Raw genomic sequence first — 23773 nt, 5'->3', positions numbered from 1 at the left:
CCACCGGCGGTGCCGGCGACGACACCCTGACGGGTGGTGACGCCAACGACACCGGCGACGACAGCCTGGACGGCGGCGACGGCAACGACAGTGTCTCCGGCGGCCTGGGCGACGACACCCTGGTGGGCGGCGACGCCAACGACCTGGGCAACGACACCCTGGACGGCGGCGACGGCGATGACTCGGTCAGCGGCGGTGGCGGCAACGACACCATCACGGCCGGCACGGGCGACGACACCGTGGACGCCGGTTCCGGTGACGACACCGTAGACGGCGGCACCGGCAATGACGCGGTGACGGCCGGGGAAGGCAACGACTCGGTCGATGCCGGCGCGGGCGACGACACGGTGGAGGCCGGCAGCGGCGACGACACCGTGGCCACCGGCAGCGGTGATGACTCGGTGGACGCGGGCGAGGGCGATGACAGCGTGGACGGCGGAGAAGGCCACGACACCGCCACCGGCGGTGCCGGCGACGACACCCTGACGGGTGGTGACGCCAACGACACCGGCGACGACAGCCTGGACGGCGGCGACGGCAACGACAGTGTCTCCGGCGGCCTGGGCGACGACACCCTGGTGGGCGGCGACGCCAACGACCTGGGCAACGACACCCTGGACGGCGGCGACGGCAACGACATGGTCAGCGGCGGTGGCGGCAACGACACCATCACGGCCGGCACGGGCGACGACACCGTGGACGCCGGTGCGGGCGACGACACCGTGGACGGCGGCACCGGCAATGACGCGGTGACGGCCGGTGAAGGCAACGACTCGGTCGATGCCGGCGCGGGCGACGACACGGTGGAGGCCGGCAGCGGCGACGACACCGTGACCACCGGCAGCGGTGATGACTCGGTGGACGCGGGCGAGGGCGATGACAGCGTGGACGGCGGCGAAGGCCACGACACCGCCACCGGCGGCGGCGGCGACGACACCCTGACGGGTGGCGACGCCAACGACACCGGCGACGACAGCCTGGACGGCGGCGACGGCAACGACAGTGTCTCCGGCGGCCTGGGCGACGACACCCTGGTGGGCGGCGACGCCAACGACCTGGGCGACGACACCCTGGACGGCGGCGACGGCAACGACAGGGTCAGCGGCGGTGGCGGCAACGACACCATCACCGCCGGCACGGGCGACGACACCGTGGACGCCGGCTCCGGTGATGACACGGTGAGCGCCGGTGACGGCAACGACAGCATCACCGCAGGCGCTGGCAACGACAGCGTGAACGGTGGGCAGGGCCATGACACCGCCACCGGCGGCGCGGGCGACGACACCCTGATCGGCGGCGATGCCAACGACACGGGTGACGACAGCCTGGACGGCGGCGTGGGCAATGATTCGCTCAACGGTGGCCAAGGCAACGACACCCTGATCGGCGGCGACGCCAACGACACCGGTGCCGACACCCTGATCGCGGGCGATGGCAATGACTCGGCCAGCGGCGGTGGTGGCAACGACAGCATCGACGCTGGCACGGGCGACGACACGGTGGAGGCCGGTACCGGCGACGACACCGTGAGCGCCGGCGCGGGCCACGACAGCGTGGACGCCGGTGCGGGCGACGACAGCGTGAGCGCGGGCGACGGCGATGACAGCGTGACGGCTGGCGACGGCAACGACACCGTCACCGGCGGCAATGGCCACGACAGCGTGGACGCTGGCACGGGCGATGACTCGGTGGATGCGGGCACCGGTGACGACACCGTGTCCGGTGGTGCCGGCAACGACGTGCTGCAAGGCCGCAGCGGCAACGACAGCCTCTCGGGCGGTACCGGCAACGACAGCCTGGACGGCGGCGAGGGCGCTGACACCCTGGACGGCGGCGCGGGCAGCGACACCCTGGTGGCCGGTGGCGACAACGACGTGCTCGTCTTCGATGCTGCTGACGCCCTGGTGGACGGCGGCGCAGGCAATGACCGACTGATCGTCAACGACAGCGTGGCGGACTTCACCGCGCTGGCGGCGGGCACTGTGGTGGGCATCGAGCAGATCGACATGTCCGGCAACGGCACGTCGAACACCGTGAAGCTGGCTGAAACCGACGTGATCGATTTGGTGGGGGCCACCGGCACCCTGATCGTGCATGGCGACAGCGGCGACAACCTGCGCCTGACCGACTTCTGGACGCTGGACCCCAACGCCAACCAAACGGTGGGTGGCGTGATTTACCTGGGCTACACCTTCAACGGCAAGACCCTGCTGGTCAGCCCGAACGTGCTGGTGGCGGTGGAGCTGACCGGCAGCGCCGGTGACGACACCCTGAGCGGCGGTGCCGGCACCGACAGCATTGACGGTGCGGCGGGCAACGACAGCTTGACCGGCGGCGCCGGCGGCGCCGACACCCTGCGTGGTGGCGACGGCAACGACACGGCCGACGGCGGCAGCGGCGACGACCTGGTGGACGGCGGCGCAGGCGATGACAGCCTGCAAGGCGGCACCGGCGACGACACCCTGAGCGGCGGCACCGGCAGCGACACCCTGGACGGTGGCGCCGGGGCCGACAGCGTGAGCGCCGGCGACGGCGACGATGTGCTGGTCTACGACGCGGCCGACGTGCTGGTGGACGGCGGTGCAGGCAATGACCGCCTGATCGTCACCGACGCCACGCTCGACCTGACCCAGATCGCCGACACCCGCGTGGTGAACCTGGAGCAGATCGACCTGCGTGCCGCCAGCGGTGCCACCGGCGCCAACCTGGTCAAGCTGGCCGAGGCCGACGTGCGTGCCCTGGCGGGCCCCAACGGCACTCTGTGGGTGCACGGTGACGCCGGCGACAGCCTGGCCCTGGCCGACCTGTGGACCCAGGGCAGCACCGTGGTCAACGGCGGTGTGACTTACCAGACCTACACCCGCAATGGCCTGACCCTGAACGTGGCCCAGGCCGTGACCACCTACCTGGATGTCGTGGGCTCGGCCAACAACGACACCCTCAGCGGTGGTGCCGGCAACGACAACGTGGACGGCGCCGCCGGCAACGACTACCTGCAGGGCAATGCCGGTGACGACACCGTCAGCGGCGGCCAGGGCAGCGACACGCTGTACGGCGGCACCGGCCACGACACCCTGGTGGGTGGCGACGGCAACGACACCGGCAACGACTATGCCGATGGCGGCGACGGCAACGACAGCCTGAGCGGCGGTGCCGGCCACGACACCCTGCTGGGTGCCAATGGCAACGACACCGTGCTGGGCGAGGCCGGCCACGACAGCCTGGACGGCGGCAGCGGTGACGACAGCCTGGACGGCGGTGCCGACAACGACACCCTGCAAGGGGCGGCGGGCGCCGACACCCTGCGCGGTGGCGCCGGCAACGACTCCCTGGTGGGCGGCGACCACAGCGATAACAGCGCCGACAGCTTGGACGGCGGTGACGGCAGCGACACCCTCTACGGCGGTGCCGGCAACGACACCGTGCAAGGCGGTGCCGGCAACGACAACGTGCAGGGCGACGACGTGAACGGCTGGTCTAGCACCAGCGACGACACCCTGGACGGCGGCGACGGCGACGACACCGTCAACGGCGGCATGGGCAACGACAGCGTGGCCGGCGGCGCCGGCCACGACAGCGTGCTGGGCGGCAACGGCAACGACACCCTGGACGGCGGTGCCGGCAACGACACCGTCTACGGCGAAGCCGGTGACGACACCCTGGGGGGTGGCGAAGGTGCTGACACCGTGGACGGCGGCGCGGGCAACGACACCCTGAGCGGCGGCGCGGGCAACGACAGCGTGAGCGGCGGCACCGACAACGACGTGGTGGACGGCGGCGCGGGCGACGACACCGTGCTGGGCGGCACCGGCCACGACACCCTGACCGGTGGCGATGCCAACGACACCGGCCACGACAGCTTGGACGGCGGCGACGGCAACGACAGCGTCAGCGGCGGCCTGGGCAACGACACCCTGCTGGGCAACACCGGCGACGACACCCTGGCCGGCGGCGACGGTGCCGACAGCCTGGACGGCGGCACTGGCAATGACAGCCTGGACGGTGGTGCCGGCAACGACACCGCCCTGGGCGGCGCCGGCAACGACACCCTCAGCGGTGGCGACGCCAACGACACCGGCCACGACAGCCTGGACGGCGGCGACGGCAACGACAGCGTCAGCGGCGGCCTGGGCAACGACACCCTGCTGGGCGGCAACCACGACGACACCCTGCAAGGTGGTGACGGCAACGACAGCCTGGACGGTGGCACCGGCAACGACAGCCTGGACGGCGGCGCTGGCAACGACACCGTGCAAGGCGGTGCGGGCAACGACACGGCCGTGGGCGGCACCGGCGACGACTCGGTGGTGGGCGGTGACGGCAACGACACCGGCAACGACAGCGTGGACGGCGGCGACGGCCACGACACCGTGGACGGCGGTGCTGGCCACGACACCGTGCTGGGCGGCGCGGGCCACGACACCCTGCTGGGTGGCGCGGGCAACGACAGCCTGGACGGCGGCACCGGCAACGACAGCCTGAATGGCGGCGACGGCAACGACACCCTGGTGTTTGACGCCGCCGACAGCATCGCCGCCGGCGGTGCGGGCACCGACACCCTGCAGATCCGCAGCGGCACGGTGGACTTCAGCACCTTGGTCAACCCGGTGGTCAGCGATGTGGAAATCATCGACCTCACCGGCAACAGCGCCGCTGCCCTGACGCTCGACTACACCAGCGTGCGCAACCTCTCCAGCACCACCGACACCCTCTACGTGCTGGGCGACTACAACGACACCGTCACCCTGGTGGGCGGCTGGACCCGCGGCAGCGACGTCTTTGAGACGCCCAACACCTACCAGGTCTTCACCATGACCAGCGGCGGTGTCACCGTCACCGTCAAGCTGCAGAACACCATGGGCATCCAGCTGCTGGTGACCGGCACCAGCAGTGACGACGCGCTCAACGGCACCGCCCAGGGCGACCTGATCCGCGGCCTGGCGGGCCACGACACCCTCAGCGGTGGCGACGGCAACGACCAGCTGCGCGGCGGCGCCGGCAACGACGTGCTGGACGGCGGCAACCAAATCGACACGGTGGACTACAGCGAGGACACCGGTGGGGTCACCGCCAGCCTGGCCACCGGCACCGCCACCGACGGCGGCGGCAGCACCGACACCCTGAGCAACGTCGAGAACCTGACCGGCAGCGGCTACGACGACAGCCTGACCGGCGACGGCAGCTTCAACCTGCTGGACGGCGGTGCCGGCCACGACACCCTGGACGGTGGCGACGGCGCCGACACCTTGCTGGGCGGGGCGGGCCACGATTCACTGCTGGCCGGTGCGGGCAATGACGTGCTGACCGGCGGGGGCGGCAACGACACCCTGCAAGGTGGCGCGGGCAACGACACCGCGGACTACAGCGCCGAGACCAGCGCCGTGACCGTGAACCTGGCCACCGGCACCGCCACCGACGGCAGTGGCGGCACCGACACCCTCTCCGGCCTGGAGAGCGTCAAGGGCGGGGCAGGGGACGACCTGATCACCGGCGACAGCGCTGCCAACCGTCTGGAGGGCAGTGCCGGTGCGGACACCCTGGCCGGCGGTGCCGGCAGCGACACCCTGGACGGCGGCGCCGGCAACGACGTGGCCGACTACAGCGCCAACAGCAGCAGCCAGGGCGTGAACGTCAACCTGGGCACCGGCACGGCCAGCGATGGCCAAGGCGGCACCGACACCCTGAGCAACTTTGAGGGCGTGACCGGCGGCGCGGGCAACGACAGCGTGACCGGCAGCAGCGGCAACGACACCCTGGTGGGCAACGCCGGCACCGACAGCCTGGACGGCGGCGCCGGCCACGACAGCCTGAGCGGCGGCAGCGGTGCCGACACCCTGCGCGGCGGCGCCGGCAACGACACCCTGGCCGGTGGCGACGGCACCGACCTGGCCGACTTTGCCGACCAGAGCAGCGGCATGGCCATCAGCCTGGTGACGGGCACGATGAGCATCGGCGGCACGGTCAACGACACCTTGACCGGCATCGAGAACGTGCGCGGCGGCACCGGGGCGGACACCCTCACCGGTGACACCGGCGCCAACGAGCTGTGGGGCGGCGCGTCCACCGACAGCGTGAGCGGCGGCGCTGGCAACGACAGCCTGCGCGGCGGCACGGGCAACGACACCCTGGACGGGGGCGACGGCACCGACACCCTGCTGCTCGACGACATCACCGGTCCGGTGGTGGTCAACCTGGGCAGCACCGCGGTGACGGTGAGCGGCACGGCGGTGGCCGCCGGCACCAGCCGCGGCATGGGCAGCTCGGATGCCGGCACCGACACGCTGAGCAACTTCGAGAACATCGTGGGCTCCGGCGGCGCCGACACCCTGATCGGCAGCGCGGGCGACAACGTCATCGAAGGCGCCATGGGGGCGGACAGCATCCTGGCCGGTGCCGGCAACGACACCGTCTACTTTGACGACTCCGACGCCGCCGCCGACGGCGGCGACGGCACCGACACCCTGGTGGTGGGCTCCTCGGTCAGCACCCTGGACCTGACCCTGACCCGCGACGAGGTCTACACCAACTTCGAAATCCTGGACGTCACGGCCAGCGGCAGCCAGCTCGTCAAGCTGTCTGATGCCGACGTGCGCGCCCTGACCGGCGGCGGCACCAGCGGCACGCTCGTCATCCAGGGCGGCGCGGACGACATCGTCCGCCTGGTGGGCGCCAACTGGCCCACCACCCCCACCAGCACCGAGACCCTCGGCGGCGTCACCTACGACGTCTACGCCTACAGCGTGGCCGGTGGCACCACCACGGTGAAGGTGCAGCAGGGCGTCTCGGTGGGCTACCTGTTCCGCTCCGGCGAGGACGGCGAGCTGACCAACGGCAGCACCGGCGGCGATCAATACGAAGGCAACGGCGGCAACGACACCTTCAACGCCGGTGGCGGCGACGACTACGGCGACAGCGGGGAGGGCGATGACATCGCCAGCGGCGACGCCGGCCACGACACCCTGCTGGGCGGTGCGGGCCAAGACACCCTGGACGGTGGCACCGGCAACGACAGCCTGGAAGGCGGCACGGGCGACGACAGCCTGACCGGCGGCACCGGACACGACACCCTGGACGGCGGCGCCGGCCACGACAGCCTGAACGCCGGCGACGGCTACGACAGCGTGCTGGCCGGTGACGGCCAGGACACCGTCAGCCTGGGGGCCGGCGACGACACCGCCAACGGCGGTGCCGGCAATGACCTGATCGACGCCGGCAGCGGCGACGACGAGGTGGCCGCCGGCATCGGTGACGACACCGTCATCGGCGGCGCCGGCAACGACGTGCTCGACGGCAACTCCGGTGTGGACACCCTGGACTACAGCGCCGACACCAGCGACCTCACGGTCAACCTGATCACCGGCACGGCCAGCTCCACCGACAGCGGCACCGACCAGCTGAGCAACTTCGAGAACATCACCGCCGGCTCGGGCAACGACAGCCTCACCGGCAGTGACGCCGCCAACCGCCTGATCGGTGGCGCCGGCAACGACACCCTGCTGGGCGGCAATGGCGACGACTGGCTGCTGTTCGACGGGGCCGACGCCTCGGTCGACGGCGGCGCCGGCGCCGACGTGCTGGCCATCCAGACCACGGCGCTGGTGGACTTCACCGGCATCGCCGACAACCGCTTCACCGGCATCGAGGCCCTGGACCTGACCGGCAGCGGCAACCAGAACCTCAAGCTGGACCTGGCCGACGTGATGGCCCTGTCCGACACCAGCGACGTGCTCAAGGTCCACGGTGACGCCGGCGACCAGATCACCCTGGTGGGCAACTGGACCACCGCCGGCACCCAGCCGGTGAGCTACGAGGGCGGCGCGACCCAGCAGTACGTCAAGCTGACCCTGGCCGACCCGGCCACGGGCAACACCGTGACCGTGCTGGTGGACCCGGCCATGTCCCTGTCCATCCTGGTCTCGGGCACCTCGGGTGACGACACCCTGAACGGTGGTGGCGGCAACGACACCGTGCAAGGTGGTGGCGGCAACGACACCCTGACCGGCGGGGCCGGCAACGACACCGTGCAGGGCGAGGCGGGTGATGACTACATCACCTACGACGCGGGCGACGCCTCCATCGACGGCGGCACCGGCAACGACACCCTGGGCTTTGCCAGCGACGCCTCCGGCCTGATCCTGGACCTGACCACCACCACCCAGGCGATCTCGGGCATTGAGGTCATCGACATCACCGGCAAGACCACCGCGCCGGCCGGCCACAACACGCTGGTGGTGGACCTGGCCACGGTGCTGGCGCTCTCCACCGAGAGCGACACCCTGACCGTGGCCGGCACCAGCGGCGACACCGTCTACCTGGTGGGCACCTGGAGCGGCCCGACCAGCAGCGGTGGCTACAACGTTTACACCGCCACCGACGGCACCGACACCGCCACCATCCGCATCCCGACGGCGGTGAGCGTGGGCACGGTGATCGACGGCACCAACAACGTGGACACACTGGCGGGCACCGGTGCGGCCGACCTGATCCGTGGCCTGGACGATGCCGACTCCATCGACGGCGGCGCCGGCAACGACATCCTGCGCGGCGGCGCGGGCAACGACACCTTGGTATTTGACGCCAACGACCCCGTCATCGACGGCGGTACCGGCACCGACACCTTGGAAGTCAGCAGTGGCAACCTGGACCTGACCGCGCTGACCAACGGCGTGATCACCAGCATCGAGGTCATCGACCTCAAGCAGGGCGCACCGGCGTCCACGCTGACCCTGAACGCGGCCGACGTGGCCGCGCTCAACGGCGACGCCAGCGTCACCGTGGAGGGCGACGCCAGCGACGCCGTGGCCCTGCAGGGCAACTGGACCCAGGGCGCCACCGCCGGTGGCTACACCACCTACACGCTGGAGGGCAGCACGGTGGTGGTGGATGCGGACATCCCGGTCAGCATCACCTTCACCGGCAGCAGCGTGCGTGACGTCATGCTCTCCGGCGCCGGCCGGCAGCTGCAAGACGGCAGCACCGGCAGCGACAGCCTGGACGGCGGTGAAGGCGCCGACACCCTGCGCGCCGGCACCGGCGACGACACCCTGGTCTACGACGCCGACGACCTGGAAATCAGCGGCGGCACCGGCACCGACACCCTGAAGATCAACGGATCGGGCGTGACGGTGGACCTGACCCAGGTGGCCAACAGCCTCATCACCGGCATCGAGAAGATCGACCTGACCGGCACCGGCGACAACGTGGTGGTGGTCAATGCCGACGACGTGCAGGCCATCTCCAGTGAGACCGACACCCTCATCGTCACCGGCGACGCGGGCGACTCGGTGCGCCTGGCCGGTAGCGGCTGGGAGGCCCGTGGCTCCGAGCTGGTGGCGGGCATCACCTACAACAAGTACGTGGGCACCGCCAGCGACGGCACGCAGGTCACTCTGCTGGCCGGCCTGAAGATCGTCAAGGGCGACCAGCTCATCGGCACCGCCGGTGACGACACCTTGACCGGCTCGGCCGGCAGCGACCAGCTGCTGGGCGGTGACGGCAACGACGTGGTCAACGGCGCAGGCGGCAGCGACCTGATCGACGCGGGCAACGGCGACGACACCGTGCGCTTTGACCTGGCCGACAGCGGCGTGGACGGCGGCGCCGGCAACGACCTGTTGGAGGTGGTGGCCGATGGCCAGTTGATCGACCTGCAGGAGCCGGCCCGCCCGGCCACCGGCGCCCTGCGTCCGGACCTGAGCGGCTTCGAGGTGGTGGACCTGAACACCACCGGCCAGAACCTTGTGGTGCTGGACGAGGCCAGCCTGCGCGAGCTGGCCGGCGCCAACGCCGACACGACACTGGAGATCCGTGGCGACGCCAACGACATCGTCTTCGTCGACGGCACGCTCACCAGCACCCTGACCCTGACCGGCGGCGTGGTGCAAAAGGCCGTGACGGCGGGCACCGCGGGCGATGACACGCTCACCGGCACCAGCGGCCAAGATGCGATCAAGGCCGGTGCGGGCCACGACAGCATCCACGGCGGCGCCGGGGCCGACCTGATCTACGGCGGTGCCGGCAACGACACCATCACCTACGACGCGGCCGACCTGCGCGTGTTCGGGGGCACCGGCACCGACGAGCTGCAGATCACCACCGTGGACGCGGACGGCGGCGCCAGCAACACCAGTGCAGGCACCAACACCGCCACCGGCGACGTGGACCTGACCACCGTGGCCGGCACCGTGGTCGACGGCATCGAGGTGCTCAACCTGCGGGGCAACGGCAACCAGACCGTGCTGCTGGACGAGCCGGCGGTGCTGGCCCTGTCCGACACCGGCCGCATGGTGGTCAAGGGCGACGCGGGCGACGTGCTCAAGCTCTACGGCGGCTGGACGGCCGATGGCCTGGAGAGCGATGCCGACGGCAAGATCTACAACATCTTCAAGAAGGGCGACGCCACCGTCAGCGTGCAGGAGACGGTGACCCTGCAGATCACCAACGAGCTGGGCGCCCAGGTCAAGATGGGCACCACCGGCAACGACGACACCACCGTGCCCACCAACGGCGGCGCCATCACCAACGACGGTGACGACATCCTGCGTGTGGGCAACATGGCCTTCACCGGGGTGGACGGCGGCCGCGGCTACGACAAGGTGTACTTCCAGCTCTCGGGCTACAACAACCAGATCACGCGCATCAACACGCTGCTGCTGTCGCCCACCGCGCTGACCAACATCGAGGAAATCGACCTTACCCGCGACAACACCAGCCTGAGCAGCAGCAACGACACGGCGCTGAGCTATGTGTCCAACAAGCTGATCCTGACCCCGGACAAGCTGCTGGAGATGACCGACGGCGACGGCATCCTGGTCGTCAAGGGAGACATCACCCGCGGCGCCTGGTACGACCCGCTGACCGGCAGCTACCCGACCGAGCTGGTCAACGGCAGCTCCCAGTACATCACCCGCGACTCCATCGACCTGCTGGGCGACTGGGGCGACCTGAGCGGCAACGTCAGCACGGTGGTCTACAACGGCGTGACCTACACGCAGATCGAGGCCCCCAACGGCGCCAAGCTGCTCTACACCCCGGGCATGACGGTGGCCCCGGTCAACCCGACCCCGCAGCTCTCGGCCTTCAGCATTGCCTACGACGACGGTGCCTACCTGGTGGGCTCCGGCATTGACCAGTACGCCGGCTGGCGGGTGGCCAACGCGGGCGACGTGAACAAGGACGGCATCGACGACATCATCGTCAACGCCGCCGGCAAGGCCTATGTGGTGTTCGGCACCGAGTCCATGGCCGGCCAGTTCGACCTGGCCAACCTGGGCAGCCGCGGCTTCACCGTCAGCGGCCTGGGCCAGCCCAACCTGACCACCAGCACGGGCAACTGGAACTATGGGGTGGGCCTGGTCAACATCGGCGACGTCAACGGCGACGGCATCGACGACCTGCTGGGCGTGACCGACACCAACAACGCCCGGGTCGTCTATGGCCGCACCGACTGGACCAACGTCGACCTGACCAACACCAGCACCTTCGTGACCGGTGCCGCCAACGGCTACAGCATCAACTCGCTGGGCCTGAACGACATCTTCACGATGACCACCACCGCGCTGGGTGACGTCAACGGCGACGGCTTTGCCGACTTTGCCCTGGCCGGCGGCAACGCGGGCAGCTACGGCAAGGTGTACGTGATGTTCGGCGGCACCCACAGCGGTGACGTCAACGCCGGCACCATGGGCACCAACAAGGGCTTCTGGATCGGGGGCGACAGCGCCAACATCCAGTACCTGGGCACCGACATCTCGGCGGCCGGCGACGTCAACGGCGACGGCTTTGACGACATCCTGATCGGCGCGCCGGGCTTCAACAACGTGGGCGCCAACGGCCAGGCCGACTACGCCGGCAATGGCTACATCGTGTTCGGCAAGGCCGAGGGCTGGGGCAACACCGTGGCCGTCATCCGTGACGCCACCGCGCCCTGGATCACCGGCTCCGCACCGAGCGACAACGCCACCAACCAGTCCACGGTCGGCGCGATCTACGCCAACTTCAACGAGTCCCTCAAGGCCGGCATCGGTCTGGTCAACCTGTACAACAGCGCCACCGGCCAGCTGGTGGAGTCGTTCAACATGGCCACCGGCCTGGGCACCATGGGCGGCAAGATCGCCATCACCGGCTCGGGCACCGGCACCCAGCTGGTGGTCAACCCGTACAACCCGCTGGCGGCCAACGCCAGCTTCTACCTCACGGTGGACGCGGGGGCGGTGACCGACCTGGCGGGCAATGCCTTCGCCGGCATCAGCAACAGCACGACCTGGAACTTCTCCACCGGCGCGGCCACCGGTGACGTGACGGCGCCCACGCTGTCGAGCACCTTCTCGCTGACCTACAGCAGCTACTACTACGACAACTACTCCGACGGCCGCACCGTCAGCTACACCACCAACGGCACCGCCACCGGCGTGGCGCCCACGCCGGGCATGGTGGGCAGCACCATCTGGGGCGGCTACGCCGACTGGTACTACTACACCTTCAGCTTCAGCGAGGCGCTCAAGCCCTACGGCACGCTCACGGTCAAGAAGGGCTCGGTCACGGTCGAGACCATCAACCTGGCCACGGGCGTGGGCAGCCTGGGCAGCAGCATCGGCTTCACCGGCAGTCCCGCCGGCGCCGACAGCAGCTCCATCCGCCTGAACCTGGGCTACACCCTGCAGGGCTCCACGGGCTACACCTTCGAGTTCAGCGGGCTGCAGGACGGTGCGGGCAACGCGCTGTCGGGCTCCAGCAGCATCGGCTTCACCACCGCCGCCGACACCCGTGGCCCGTTGCTGGTGCAGACCAGCGGCAACAGCACCGCCACCCGGGGCACGCCGTTTGTGGGCCAGACCGGCGTCTCGGTGCAGGACAACCTGGTGTTCACCGCGACCGAGGCCCTCAAGCTTGGCGCCAGCGGTCTCATCGAGATCCGCAACGGCACCAACGCCACCACCTACGCCGGCACCGCGGTGGCCAGCTTCAACGTGGCCAACGCCACCCTGAGCGACGGGGTCTACACCGTCACCAGCAGCAATGGCTGGACCCTGACCCTCAACGGCAAGGTCGTCACCATCGACCCGGCCGGCACCATGGCCTACAACACCACCTACGCGCTCTACACCGCGGCCGGCGCGCTGACCGACCAGTCGGGCAACGACGCCGTGGTGGGCAACTACGACTACTGGTACGGCAACGTCAACGGCACCCGTCCGGACACCTACAACGAGTATTACTTCACCACCGCCAACGGCCTGATCACCTACGCCGGCGGCAATGCGGTGGACCACTCGCTCAAGGTCGGCGTGGCCGAGAACATCACCATCAGCTTTGGCGAGAACGTGGGCGTGGCCAGCGGCATCGCGGCGGGGGCCAAGTTCATCAAGCTCTACAACAGCAGTGGCACGCTGATCGAGAGCTTTGATGCGGTGACCGGCGTGGGCAGCAAGGGCGGCAGCCTGGTCTACAGCGGCAAGAACGTGGTGATCAACCCGGCAGGCGACCTGGCCCAGGCCAGCGGCTACTACCTGACGGTGGACGCCAACGTCATCGCCTCCACCGCCACCCCGGCCACCAAGTACGCCGGTGCCACCAACAGCACCACGCTGTACTTCAGCACCGAGGCCGGCGCCCAGATCGACCCGGGCCAGCGCACCACGGCCGAATGGGCCGGCCAGCAGGTCGAGGCCATCGGCGACTTTGACGGCGACGGCACCACCGACTACGTGATCGGCACCTACCAGCACGTGGCCGATGCCGCGGTCTCTGGCGGCACCGCCTACGGCAAGTTCTATGTGGTGTTCGGCAAGGCGGGCACGCTCAACCCCATCACCACCATCGACCAGCTCAAGGCCGAGGGTCGGGTGGTGGAGCTGTACGGCACCTCGGCCAACCAGCTCACCCGCATCGTGGAGTTCGGCGACGTCAACCACGACGGCTTCGACGACCTGCTGCTGACCGCCGGCGGCCGCAACCCGAACCAGAACAACAACGGCGAGGCCAGCGACGATGGCGACACCGATGCCGGCGCGGCCTTCATCGTGTTCGGCCAGGAGCGCGGCAACTGGGCCAGCAAGGTCAGCGTGACCAACCTGGGCGACCAGGGCCTGGAGATCACCGGCGGCCTGCCGGAGGAGTCCTTCGGCTTCTCCGTGGCGGCGGGTGACTTCAACAACGACGGCACGGTGGACATGGTGTTCGGCATGCCCAACAACCACCGCGACGGCTACGCCTCGGGCGAGGCCTTCGTGATCAACGGCGGTGACTACACCGACTCGTTGATGCAGGTGGGCACCAGCCAGGCCGATGTGGTGGTGGGCGACTACAACGCCAACCGCCTGGCCGGCCAGCAGGGCAACGACACCCTGTACGGCTTGGGCGGCGAGGACATCCTGCGCGGCGGCTCGGGTGACGACGTGCTCTCGGTCTCCGACCTGGACTTCCTCCTGGTGGACGGCGGCACGGGCACCGACACCCTGCAGTTCAAGGGCCACAACATCCACCTGGACATGACGGGCTATGCCGGCGCCAGCCTGCGCAGCTTCGAGAAGATCGACATCACCGGTGACGGGGCCAACAGCCTCATCTTCAACTACCGCGAGGCGATCTACCTGGTGGAGCGCCAGCTGGCGCAGGCCTATGGCCAGTACTACCAGATCACGGTGGACGGCAACGCCGACGACAAGCTCACGCTGGAGGGCCCGTGGGCCCGGGTGGTCAGCGACGCCACCTACACCACCTATGCCCTGGACGGCATCTACGTGAAGGTGGACTCCGACATCCAGACCACGGTGGCCGGCTGGACGGTGCCCTACCTGGGCGCCACGGTGGACCTGATGGGCACCAACTTCCCCAGCACCCTGCGCAAGGACTCCATCACCGGCTTCAGCGGGGTGGAAGGCAACTGGGGCAGCTACCTGGTCAACCTGGGCGACGTGAACCAGGACGGCTTTGCCGACTTTGGCCTGCGCAACCAAGACGTGACCACGACGCAGCTGCACTACACCAGCCGCTGGATCGACTACCCGGACTACTGGGATCCGAACTACTACTGGCTGTCCAGTGCCTCCAGCACCGGGGTGGTCAACGGCGCGGTGACCGTGCTGTACGGCAAGGCCGGCGGCGTGGGTGCGGTGGACGTGTCCAACCTGGGCTCGGGCCTGACCGCCAAGGGCATCACGCTCACCGGCTCGGCCAGCGCCAACGAGCAGTTCGGCTCGGGCTTCGGCAGCGTGGGGGACATCAACGGCGACGGCTTTGCCGACATGCTGGTGGCCGCCCCGACGTCCAGCCGCACCTTCACCTTCGACGAAGGCGGTGCGGTGCCGGGCTCCAGCTCCTCCACCGCCGGCTCCGACTGGAGCAGCGACGGCTGGAGCACGTCCAACGAGGGCCGCACCTACATCTTCCTGGGGGGCAACAGCAACCTGGTCAACCGCAGCGGCGGCAACGCCACCACCACCGCGCTGACCGACAACTTCCTGTCCGACGGTGCCAGCACCGGCCTGCCGGGCTCGGCGTCGGCCGTGCCCAACAACGGCTCGGCCAGCAACGTGGCCAACACCACGTACACCTACACCACCACGGCCACCAAGGCCGACGGCACCTTCATTGGCAGCAGCGGCGCGCAGTTCGGCGCCAACTGGCGGCCGGTGATGGTGGGTGACGTCAACGGCGACGGCTTCGACGACTTCCTGAGCGGCAACACCAACGCCGCCCTGGTCTTCGGCAAGGCCACCGGCTGGACCGGCCTGGACCAGACCCAGGGCTGGACCATGTCCACCGTGGGCAGCTGGAGCGGGGTGGCCTCGGCCGGCGACGTCAACGGTGACGGCTATGCCGACTTCCTGGTGAACAACGGCAACGTCTCCATCGTCTTCGGCAAGGCCGGCACCTGGAACGCCAGCCTCTCGCTGGGCAGCACCACCGCCGGCACCACCGGCGCCCCGGCCGTCACCCGGATCACCGCCGAGAACGGCCAGCCCATCAACACCAACAGCGACGTCAACAGCCTGAACGCCGCCACGATGCGCTCGCTGGGCGACATCAACGGCGACGGCTACGGCGACATCCTGATCGCCGCCAACCACGGCAATGACTACAACGCCAAGGACAACGGTGGGGCCTATGTGGTGTTCGGTGCTGCCAGCGGCTGGGGGGCGGACCTGAGCCTGGCCAACCTGGCGGCCAACGGGCGCGGCTTCCGCATCACCGGCTCGGTGGACTACAACTACGCCGGCTACAACATCACCGCCGCGGGCGACATGAACGGTGACGGACTCAAGGACTTCCTGATCACCGAGTACAACGACGCCGAGGCCGGCAACGGCACCAACACCAGCAGCAACGGCTCCGCCTACCTGATCCTGGGCCGCCAGACGGGCTGGAAGGACATCAGCCTGCTGGAGGTGCAGGACTACGGCATCCAGCTGCTGGACGGCGGGTGGAGCAGCTACGGCTGGAACAGCCTGGGCGACATCGACGGTGACGGTTTTGACGACCTGAGCTACGGCAACACCACCACCGCCACCATCCTCTATGGCAGCGAGGCCTGGTCCACCACCAGCAACGTCGGCGTGCAGCATGTCTCGACCACCACGGGGGCCACGCTGACCGCGCTGCTGGGCGCATCCGTCAGCCCCAACCCCAACGCGGGCATGGACCGGCTGATCGGCAACGCCGGCAACGACACCTTGGTGGGCGATGGTGGCCGCGATGTGCTCATTGGTGGGGCGGGCAGCGACCGGATGGTGGTGGCCGACGCCAACTTCTTCCGTCTGGACGGCGGCACCGGTGTCGATACCGTGGAATTGACGGGGAACATGACCCTCAATTTCACCGGTATCGCCAACAACGCCGTGGCGAACATCGAGGTGTTGAAGCTGGGCACGGGCGACCAGGCCCTGACCCTGTCCGGCGTGGACGTCCTGTCCATGACGGGCGAGGCCAACACCGGCATCGGCAACGCCAACTACCAGAAGGGCAACGTGCTCGTCATCGACAGTACCGCCGGCACCGACAGCGTCACGTTGACCGGCGGCTGGAACACCACCGCGGTCGCCACCGGCGTCACGGTCGACGGCACGGGCTCCTTCTCGGTCTACCAGTACGGGAGCAGCAATGTGTTCGTCCTCATCGACAGCGCCGTCGTGCCCACGGTCGGCTGACCTGAAAGGGTTCCCGCATGGCTGACACCACCTCGGCCGCCAGCGGCGCCGGCGGTGCCGCCGGCCTCCCGGGCCTGCCGCCCGGCGGGCCCGGGACCGCGCCGCCGGGGTCGCCTGCCGGCGCCCCGGCCGCAGGGCTGCGCGCCCTGTGGGCCTGGGTGCGCTTTGTGCTGGCGGTGCGGCCCGAGCCGCAGGAGGGCGGCCCGCGGGCCGCCCCGCTCACCGGCCTGGCGGCCCTGGACGGCACGCCGTCCTCCGGCCAGGACGCGCCCTCGGCCTGGCTGGGGGCGGCGCTGGCGCCGCTGCGGCCGGCCTATCTGCAGGCGCTGCTGCTCTCCCTGGGCATCAGCGTGCTGGGGGTCTTTGCCGCGGTGTTCTCGCTGCAGGTTTATGACCGGGTGATCGCCAAGGGCGGGCTGTCCACCCTGGTGGCCCTGGTGACCGGCATGGTGCTGGCCATCGGGCTGGAGTTCGGCCTGCGCCAGGCCCGCGCGCTGCTCATGCAGCGCCTGGGGGCGCAGGTGGAGGTGGCGCTGGCCCGGGCGGTCTACGAGCGCCTGACCTGCCTGCCCCTGGCGCGGCTAGAGAGCCTGCCCCCCGGCTACTGGCAGACCGTTTTCCGCGACATCGAGCTGGTGCGCACCACCACCACCGGCGCGCCCGCGCTGCTGCTGGTGGACCTGCCGTTCCTGTTGCTCACCCTGGCCCTGGTGGGCCTGATCGCCTGGCCCATGCTGCCGGTGACGCTGCTGACCCTGGCCGGCTTCGGCCTGCTGGCCTGGCGCTCGGAGCGGGTGCTCAAGCCCGGTCACGCCCAGGAGCGCGAGCGCCTGCTCAGCCGCGACCTGCTGCAGGCCGACCTGGCCGCCTCGCGCCTGCACCTCAAGGGCCTGGGCCCGTCGCCTGCGCTGGGCCAGCGCTGGGAGCAGGCCTATGCCCGCTGGATGCAGGACTCGCTGGCCCGCAGCCGCGAGATGGACCATTACCGCGACCTGGCCCAGGGCATGAGCGTGGCCTCCACCGTCATCGGCACCTCCGCCGGCGCGCTGTTCATCCTGCAGCAGCTCATGACCATGGGCGGCCTGATTGCCTGCAACATCCTGGCCGGCAAGCTGGTGCAGCCCATGGTGCAGCTGGTGGGCCAGTGGCGGGTTTACGGCCAGTTCCAGGCCGCCAGCCGTCGACTGGATGAGCTGCTGGGCCATGCGCTGGACCGCGGGCAGGCCGGCGTGGCCCTGCCGCGGCCGCGCGGCACCTTGCTGATGGAGGGCCTGCACTTCCGCTACCCCGGACAGGAGCAGGACCAGATCAGCCGCCTGTCGGGCCAGATCGGCCCGCTGGGGTTGCATGCGGTGGTGGGCGCCAACGGCAGCGGCAAGAGCACCCTGCTCAAGCTGCTGCGCGGCCTGTACCCGCCCTCGGCCGGCCGGGTGCTGATCGACGGCGCCGACCTGCGCCAGTTCGGTCAGCTCGACCTGGCGGGCATGGTGGGCTACCTCTCGCAGCAGCCGCGCCTGGTGGCCGGCAGCATCCGCGACAACATTGCCTTGGGCCTGCCCGGGGCCAGCGATGCCCAGATCGTGGCCGCCGCCCGCCAGGCGGGTGCCTATGAGTTCATCGTGCAGCTGCCCCAGGGCTTTGACACCGATGTGGGGGAGGGGGGGGGCCGCTTCTCCGGCGGCCAGCGCAAGCGCATCGCCATCGCCCAGACCCTCATCGGCGACCCGCCGGTGCTGCTGCTGGACGAGCCCACCTCCGACCTGGACAGCGTGGCCGAGCAGGCCTTTGCCGCCACGCTGCGCCAGCTGGCCCAGGACCACACCGTGATCGTCGTCACCCACAGCCCGGCGCTGCTGACCCAGTGCCAGGGCATTCTGGTGCTGGACCGCGGCAGCCTGGCCGCCGCCGGCCCGGCCCGTGAGCTGCTGCCCCGCCTGGGCCTGGCCACGCCGCGGCCGGCCCCGGCGGGTCCGACCGCTGGCGCGCCATCCGGCACCCCATCGGGCATGCCGGCAGGCCCTGCGTCCGGGGGCACCGTCCGCGCCGCCGGCCCCCAACCCGTTCAGGAGGTGGCCGCATGAGCCCCTTCGCCCACACCGCCCAGGCCGGCGGCCCGGCCCTGCCGGGCGCCCCCGGCCTGCTCTCCGGCGGGGTGCCGGAGCCTGCCTCGGCCCCGGCCCCCACCGTCGGCGAGCGGCCACTCGACGGCCTGCTCGGCCAGGTGGGCACCGCCCGCTGGCGCTGGCGCGACCGCCGCCTGCTGGCTGTGCTGATCGTGCTGCTGGGCTGGTCCACGCTGGCCCAGGTCGACCGCGTGGTGTCCTCCCAGGGCAAGGTGGTGCCGTACGACAAGGTCAAGGTCATCCAGCACCTGGAGGGCGGCCTGGTCAAGCAGCTGGTGGTGCGTGAAGGCCAGACCGTCAAGGCCGGCGACCCACTGATCGAGCTGGACCTGGCCACCACCGGCTTCAACGGGGCGGAGATGAGCACCCGCATGGGCTCTTTCCGCTTTGCCCGCGCCCGGCTGGAGGCCGAAGCCCGGGGCACCGACCAGTTCACGCTCGCCCTCACCGAGCGGGACCCGCAGCTGCAGGCCTCCGCCGGGGCCGAGCAGGCCACCTTCCGGGCCCGGCGCGAGGAGCTGCGCAGCACCCTGGCGGCCATCGACGGCCAGATCGCCCAGGGCCGCCAGCGCGTGGCCGAGCTCAACGCCCGGCTGCAGTCGGCCGAGGCCAGCCTGCGCATCGCCCAGCACGAGCTGGCGCTGTCGGACAACCTGTTCCGCGACAAGCTCGTTTCCGAAATCGAGCACCTGCAGCGCCGCAGCAATGTTGAGCGCCTGAGCGGTGACATCGCCGCCACCCGACAGGCCATTCCCGGCGCCCAGGCCAATGTGGACGAGGCCATGGCCCGCCGCCGTGAGGAGGAGGCCAAGTTCCGCCGTCGCGCCTCCGACGAGCTGGCCGAGCTGGAGCGCAAGATCGCCAGCCTGGGCGAGGAGCTCAACCGCGCCCGCGACCAGGAGCGCCGGGCGGTCATCCGCGCCCCCATCGACGGGGTGGTCAAGAACGTCAAGTTCCAAGCTGCGGGCAACGTCGTCAAGGCCGGCGAGCCCATCATGGAGCTGGTGCCCGACAAGGAGCAGCTGGTCATCGAGCTGCGCCTGAATCCCGCCGACCGCGGCCACCTGCAGGTCGGCCAGAAGGCCCTGGTCAAGATCAGCGCCTACGACTACTACCGCTACGGCGGCCTGGACGGCCAGGTGCAGTCCATCGCCGCCGACACCGACGTCGGCCGCAACGAAGAGCAGTTCTACCGCGTCATCGTCGCCACCGACCGCGCCCACCTGGGCGCCACCGCCGCCGAGATGCCCATCAGCCCGGGCATGACCGGCGAGGTCGACGTGCGCGTGGACAGCAGCTCCGTCCTCTGGGCGCTGCTGCGTCCCATCCTCAAGTTCAAGCAGGAAGCCCTGCGCGAAGTCTGAGCCGACTCCTCCCACCCGAACAGCCCTACGCCCGATCCACAGGAGAAGACATGATCCATTCCCTCAAGAAGCGTCCGGTGGTCCTGGCCGCCCTGCTGGCCACCCTGGCCGCCCCCAGCCTGCAGGCCATGCCGCTGGAGGAGGAGCTGCGCGCCGTGCTCGGCCACCATCCGCTGCTCAAGGCCAACCGCCACGCCATCGAGGCCGCCGGCCTGCGGGTGGAGGCTGCGCAGGCCGCCGCCATGCCGCGCCTGGTCGTCTCGGCCGACGCCGGTCGCGAGGGCATCGTCACCGAGAGCTACAAGCCCGACGCCCAGATGCGCCTGGGCGACAACGGCACCGTGCGTCCGGCCACCGAGAGCGACCTGACCCGCCGACGCGTGGGCCTGAGCCTGGAGCAAAGCCTCTACAACGGTGGCCGCACCACCGCCACCCAGGACCTGGCCGGCACCGACCGCGCGCTGCAGAACGCCAACCTCCAAGCCCTCACCCAGGACGTGCTGCTGGAGGCCCTGACCGCCTACCTGCAGGTCGCGCGCTTTCAAACCCTCATCGGCCTGACCCGCCTCAATGAAGACACCACCCGCCAGCAGCTGGAGCTGGAGACCCGGCGCGCCGCCGGCGGCGGCGGCATCGTGGTGGACGTCATGCAGGCCCGCAGCCGCCTGCAGATCGTCAAGGAGCGCCGCGTGTTCTACGAGCAACAGCTGCGCGACGCCCTGGCCAACTACGAGCAGGCCTTTGGCCACGCCCCCGACCTGGCCCGTTTCCAGGACGTCCAGATCTATGAGGGCGGCCTGCCCGCCAGCCTGCCCGCCGCCCTGGACGCCGGCCTGCAGCAAAGCGCCCGCCTGGCCGCCGCCAAGCTGCAGGTGCAGCGCAGCCAGGGCCAGATCAGCCTGGAGCGCGCCGGCTTCAAGCCCTCGGTGGACCTGGTGCTGGCCCGCAACAACGAGCACAACGTCTCGGCCTCCGCCGCCCGTAACGACTGGTCGGCCGTGGTCCGGCTGAACTGGGCCTTCAACCTGGGCGGCGAGACCTTCCACCGCGAGGCCGCCGCCCTGCGCGACCAGGAGGAGCTGATGGAGCGTGAGGTCTCCACCCGCAACAAGGTGCGCGAGGCCATCCGCATCGCCTGGAACCAGGTGGTCAACGGCAAGGAACGCCTGGAGCTGCTGGAGAGTGCCGCGGGCATTGCCCGCGACGTGATGAACGACCGCAAGCGCCTGCGCGACGCCGGCAAGGAAACCGCGCTGAGTGCCCTGGACGCCGAGGTGGAATACTTCGGCGTGCTGGCCAACAAGGTCAATGCGCAGTACGACGTGCGCATTGGCGCCTACCGCCTCATGGCGGCCGTGGGCAGCCTGACCCCCGCCAACCTGGGGCTCGACGCCGGCGGCCTGCGCCTGCCGGTGCAGCCCCTGGTGGTGGACATGAAGACCCTGACCGGAGAGAGCCCCCGCCCATGAGCCCCAGCCCCCACGCCACCGCCGCCCTCACCTTCAGCAGCGACAGCTACACCACCCGCCGCGCCAAGCTGATGGGCCGGCAGGCGGCTGGCGAGGGGTTTTTGCGCGCCTTTCTGGCCAGCGAAACGGCCGACCGCGTGCAGATGCTGCTGCTGAACGCGCAGGACGCCCCGGCCGCCCGCCAAAGCCTGAAGGACGCCGGCTGGGCCGGCGCGGTGCACACCGTGGCGCCCGAGGCCGTGGGCGAGCTGGCCGCCAGTGGCGTGCTCTACCTGCCCAGCCCCGGCATTGGCGAGCTGGCCTGGCGCCGCGCCCGCGTGGGCGAGCGCGCCTACAGCCTGTGCGGCGTGACTCACACCACCGCCTCACATGCGGTCATGTCGGGCCTGACCGACCTGCTCACCCAGCCCGTGCGGCCCTGGGACGCGCTCATCTGCACCTCCAACGCCGTGCGCGAGACCGCCCGCCGCCTGCTGGAGCAGCAGGCCGACTACCTGCGCTGGCGCCTGGGCGCCACCCGCTTCGAGCTGCCGCAGCTGCCCGTCATCCCCCTGGGCGTGCATGTGGGCGACTACCAGTTCAGCCCCGCGCAGCGTGCCGCCGCCCGTGAATCCCTCGGTGTGGCCGAGGGCGACACCGTGCTGCTCTTCCTGGGCCGCCTGTCCTTCCACGCCAAGGCCCACCCGGCGGCCATGCTGCAGATGATGGAGCGCGCCGCCCGCGCCCGGCCGGGCCGGCGCCTGCACCTCATCCAGTGCGGCTGGTGCGCCAATGAACACATTGAACAGGCCTTTGACGAGGCCCAGCGCGTGCTGGCGCCCCACGTCACCCACCACCGCCTGGACGGGCGCCTGCCCGACGCCCGTCATCAGGCCTGGGCCGCGGCCGATGTGTTCTGCTCACTCTCCGACAACATCCAGGAAACCTTCGGCCTGACGCCCATCGAGGCCATGGCCGCCGGACTGCCGGTGCTGGTGAGCGACTGGGACGGCTACAAGGACACCGTGCGCGACGGCGTGGACGGCTACCGCATCCGCACCCTCACGCCGCCCCCGGGCGACGGCGAGGAGCTGGCGCTGCGCTACGACACCGGCGCCGACAGTTACGACCTCTACTGCGGCAAGAGCTGCGAGCTGGTGGCCGTGGACGTGGACCAGGCCACCCAGCGCCTGCTGGCCCTGCTGGACGACCCCGCCCTGGCCCGCCGCCTGGGCGAGGCCGGTCGGGCCCGCGCCCGCCACGTGTACGACTGGGCCGTGGTCATGGCCCGCTACCGCGAGCTGTGGGCCCGCCTGAACGAAGAACGCCAGCACGCCAGCGACTGGGCCGGCCCGCTGCCCCTGCACACCCCCGTGGACCGGCAGGACCCCTTCACCCTGTTCAGCATGTACCCCACCCAGCACCTGGACGAGACCCTGGCCGTGCGCCTGGCCCGCCCGCTGCCGCTGGCCGAGTACGAGGCCATGCGCGCTCTGGCCTGCCACCGCTTTGCCGGCACCGCCATCCCGCCAGCTGCCAGCGTGGCCCCGCTGCTGGAGCGCCTGGGCAACGGCCAGCCCCAGCGGGTGGGCGCGCTGATCGCGGCGCTGGCCCCGGGCCAGCCCGCCCAGGCCATGACGCTGCGCCGCGCCCTGGTCTGGCTGGCCAAGGCCGGCTGGCTCCTGTGGTGA

Annotated in this window: 5 protein-coding genes; all 5 read left to right on the top strand. The window is 70.5% G+C overall.

Annotation, left to right across the window (positions count from 1 at the left end):
* Positions 1-26 precede the first annotated feature (26 nt).
* From G3A44_RS06580 to G3A44_RS06560, 5 genes are read left to right on the top strand one after another with little or no spacing between them, the layout of a single operon-like run.
* Complete coding sequence (locus tag G3A44_RS06580; RefSeq protein ID WP_310734336.1) at positions 27-17147, top strand: Ig-like domain-containing protein; 17121 nt, start codon at positions 27-29, stop codon at positions 17145-17147.
* 17 nt (positions 17148-17164) lie between these two features.
* On the top strand, positions 17165-19228 hold the full coding sequence (locus G3A44_RS06575; protein ID WP_203561313.1) for a peptidase domain-containing ABC transporter: 2064 nt from the start codon (positions 17165-17167) through the stop codon (positions 19226-19228).
* Positions 19225-20634, top strand: a complete 1410-nt coding sequence (locus G3A44_RS06570) for an HlyD family type I secretion periplasmic adaptor subunit (protein WP_163456698.1) — start codon at positions 19225-19227, stop codon at positions 20632-20634. Before G3A44_RS06575 ends, G3A44_RS06570 begins: the two co-directional genes overlap by 4 nt.
* Positions 20635-20684: 50 nt before the next feature.
* Positions 20685-22103, top strand: a complete 1419-nt coding sequence (locus G3A44_RS06565) for a TolC family protein (RefSeq protein ID WP_163456697.1) — start codon at positions 20685-20687, stop codon at positions 22101-22103.
* The gene (locus tag G3A44_RS06560) at positions 22100-23773 is read left to right on the top strand and encodes a glycosyltransferase family 4 protein (RefSeq protein ID WP_163456696.1); all 1674 of its coding nucleotides are present in this window, start codon (positions 22100-22102) and stop codon (positions 23771-23773) included. The genes G3A44_RS06565 and G3A44_RS06560 overlap by 4 nt, the downstream gene beginning before the upstream one ends.

Source organism: Ideonella livida, from assembly GCF_010499455.1.
GTDB lineage: Bacteria > Pseudomonadota > Gammaproteobacteria > Burkholderiales > Burkholderiaceae_C > Ideonella > Ideonella livida.
This window is presented reverse-complemented; position numbering and strand designations above follow the sequence as displayed.

Coding starts and splice junctions, on each gene's coding strand:
- G3A44_RS06575 (WP_203561313.1), top strand. CDS start 17,165: ATGGCTGACACCACCTCGGCCGCCAGCGGCGCCGGCGGTGCCGCCGGC.
- G3A44_RS06570 (WP_163456698.1), top strand. CDS start 19,225: ATGAGCCCCTTCGCCCACACCGCCCAGGCCGGCGGCCCGGCCCTGCCG.
- G3A44_RS06565 (WP_163456697.1), top strand. CDS start 20,685: ATGATCCATTCCCTCAAGAAGCGTCCGGTGGTCCTGGCCGCCCTGCTG.
- G3A44_RS06560 (WP_163456696.1), top strand. CDS start 22,100: ATGAGCCCCAGCCCCCACGCCACCGCCGCCCTCACCTTCAGCAGCGAC.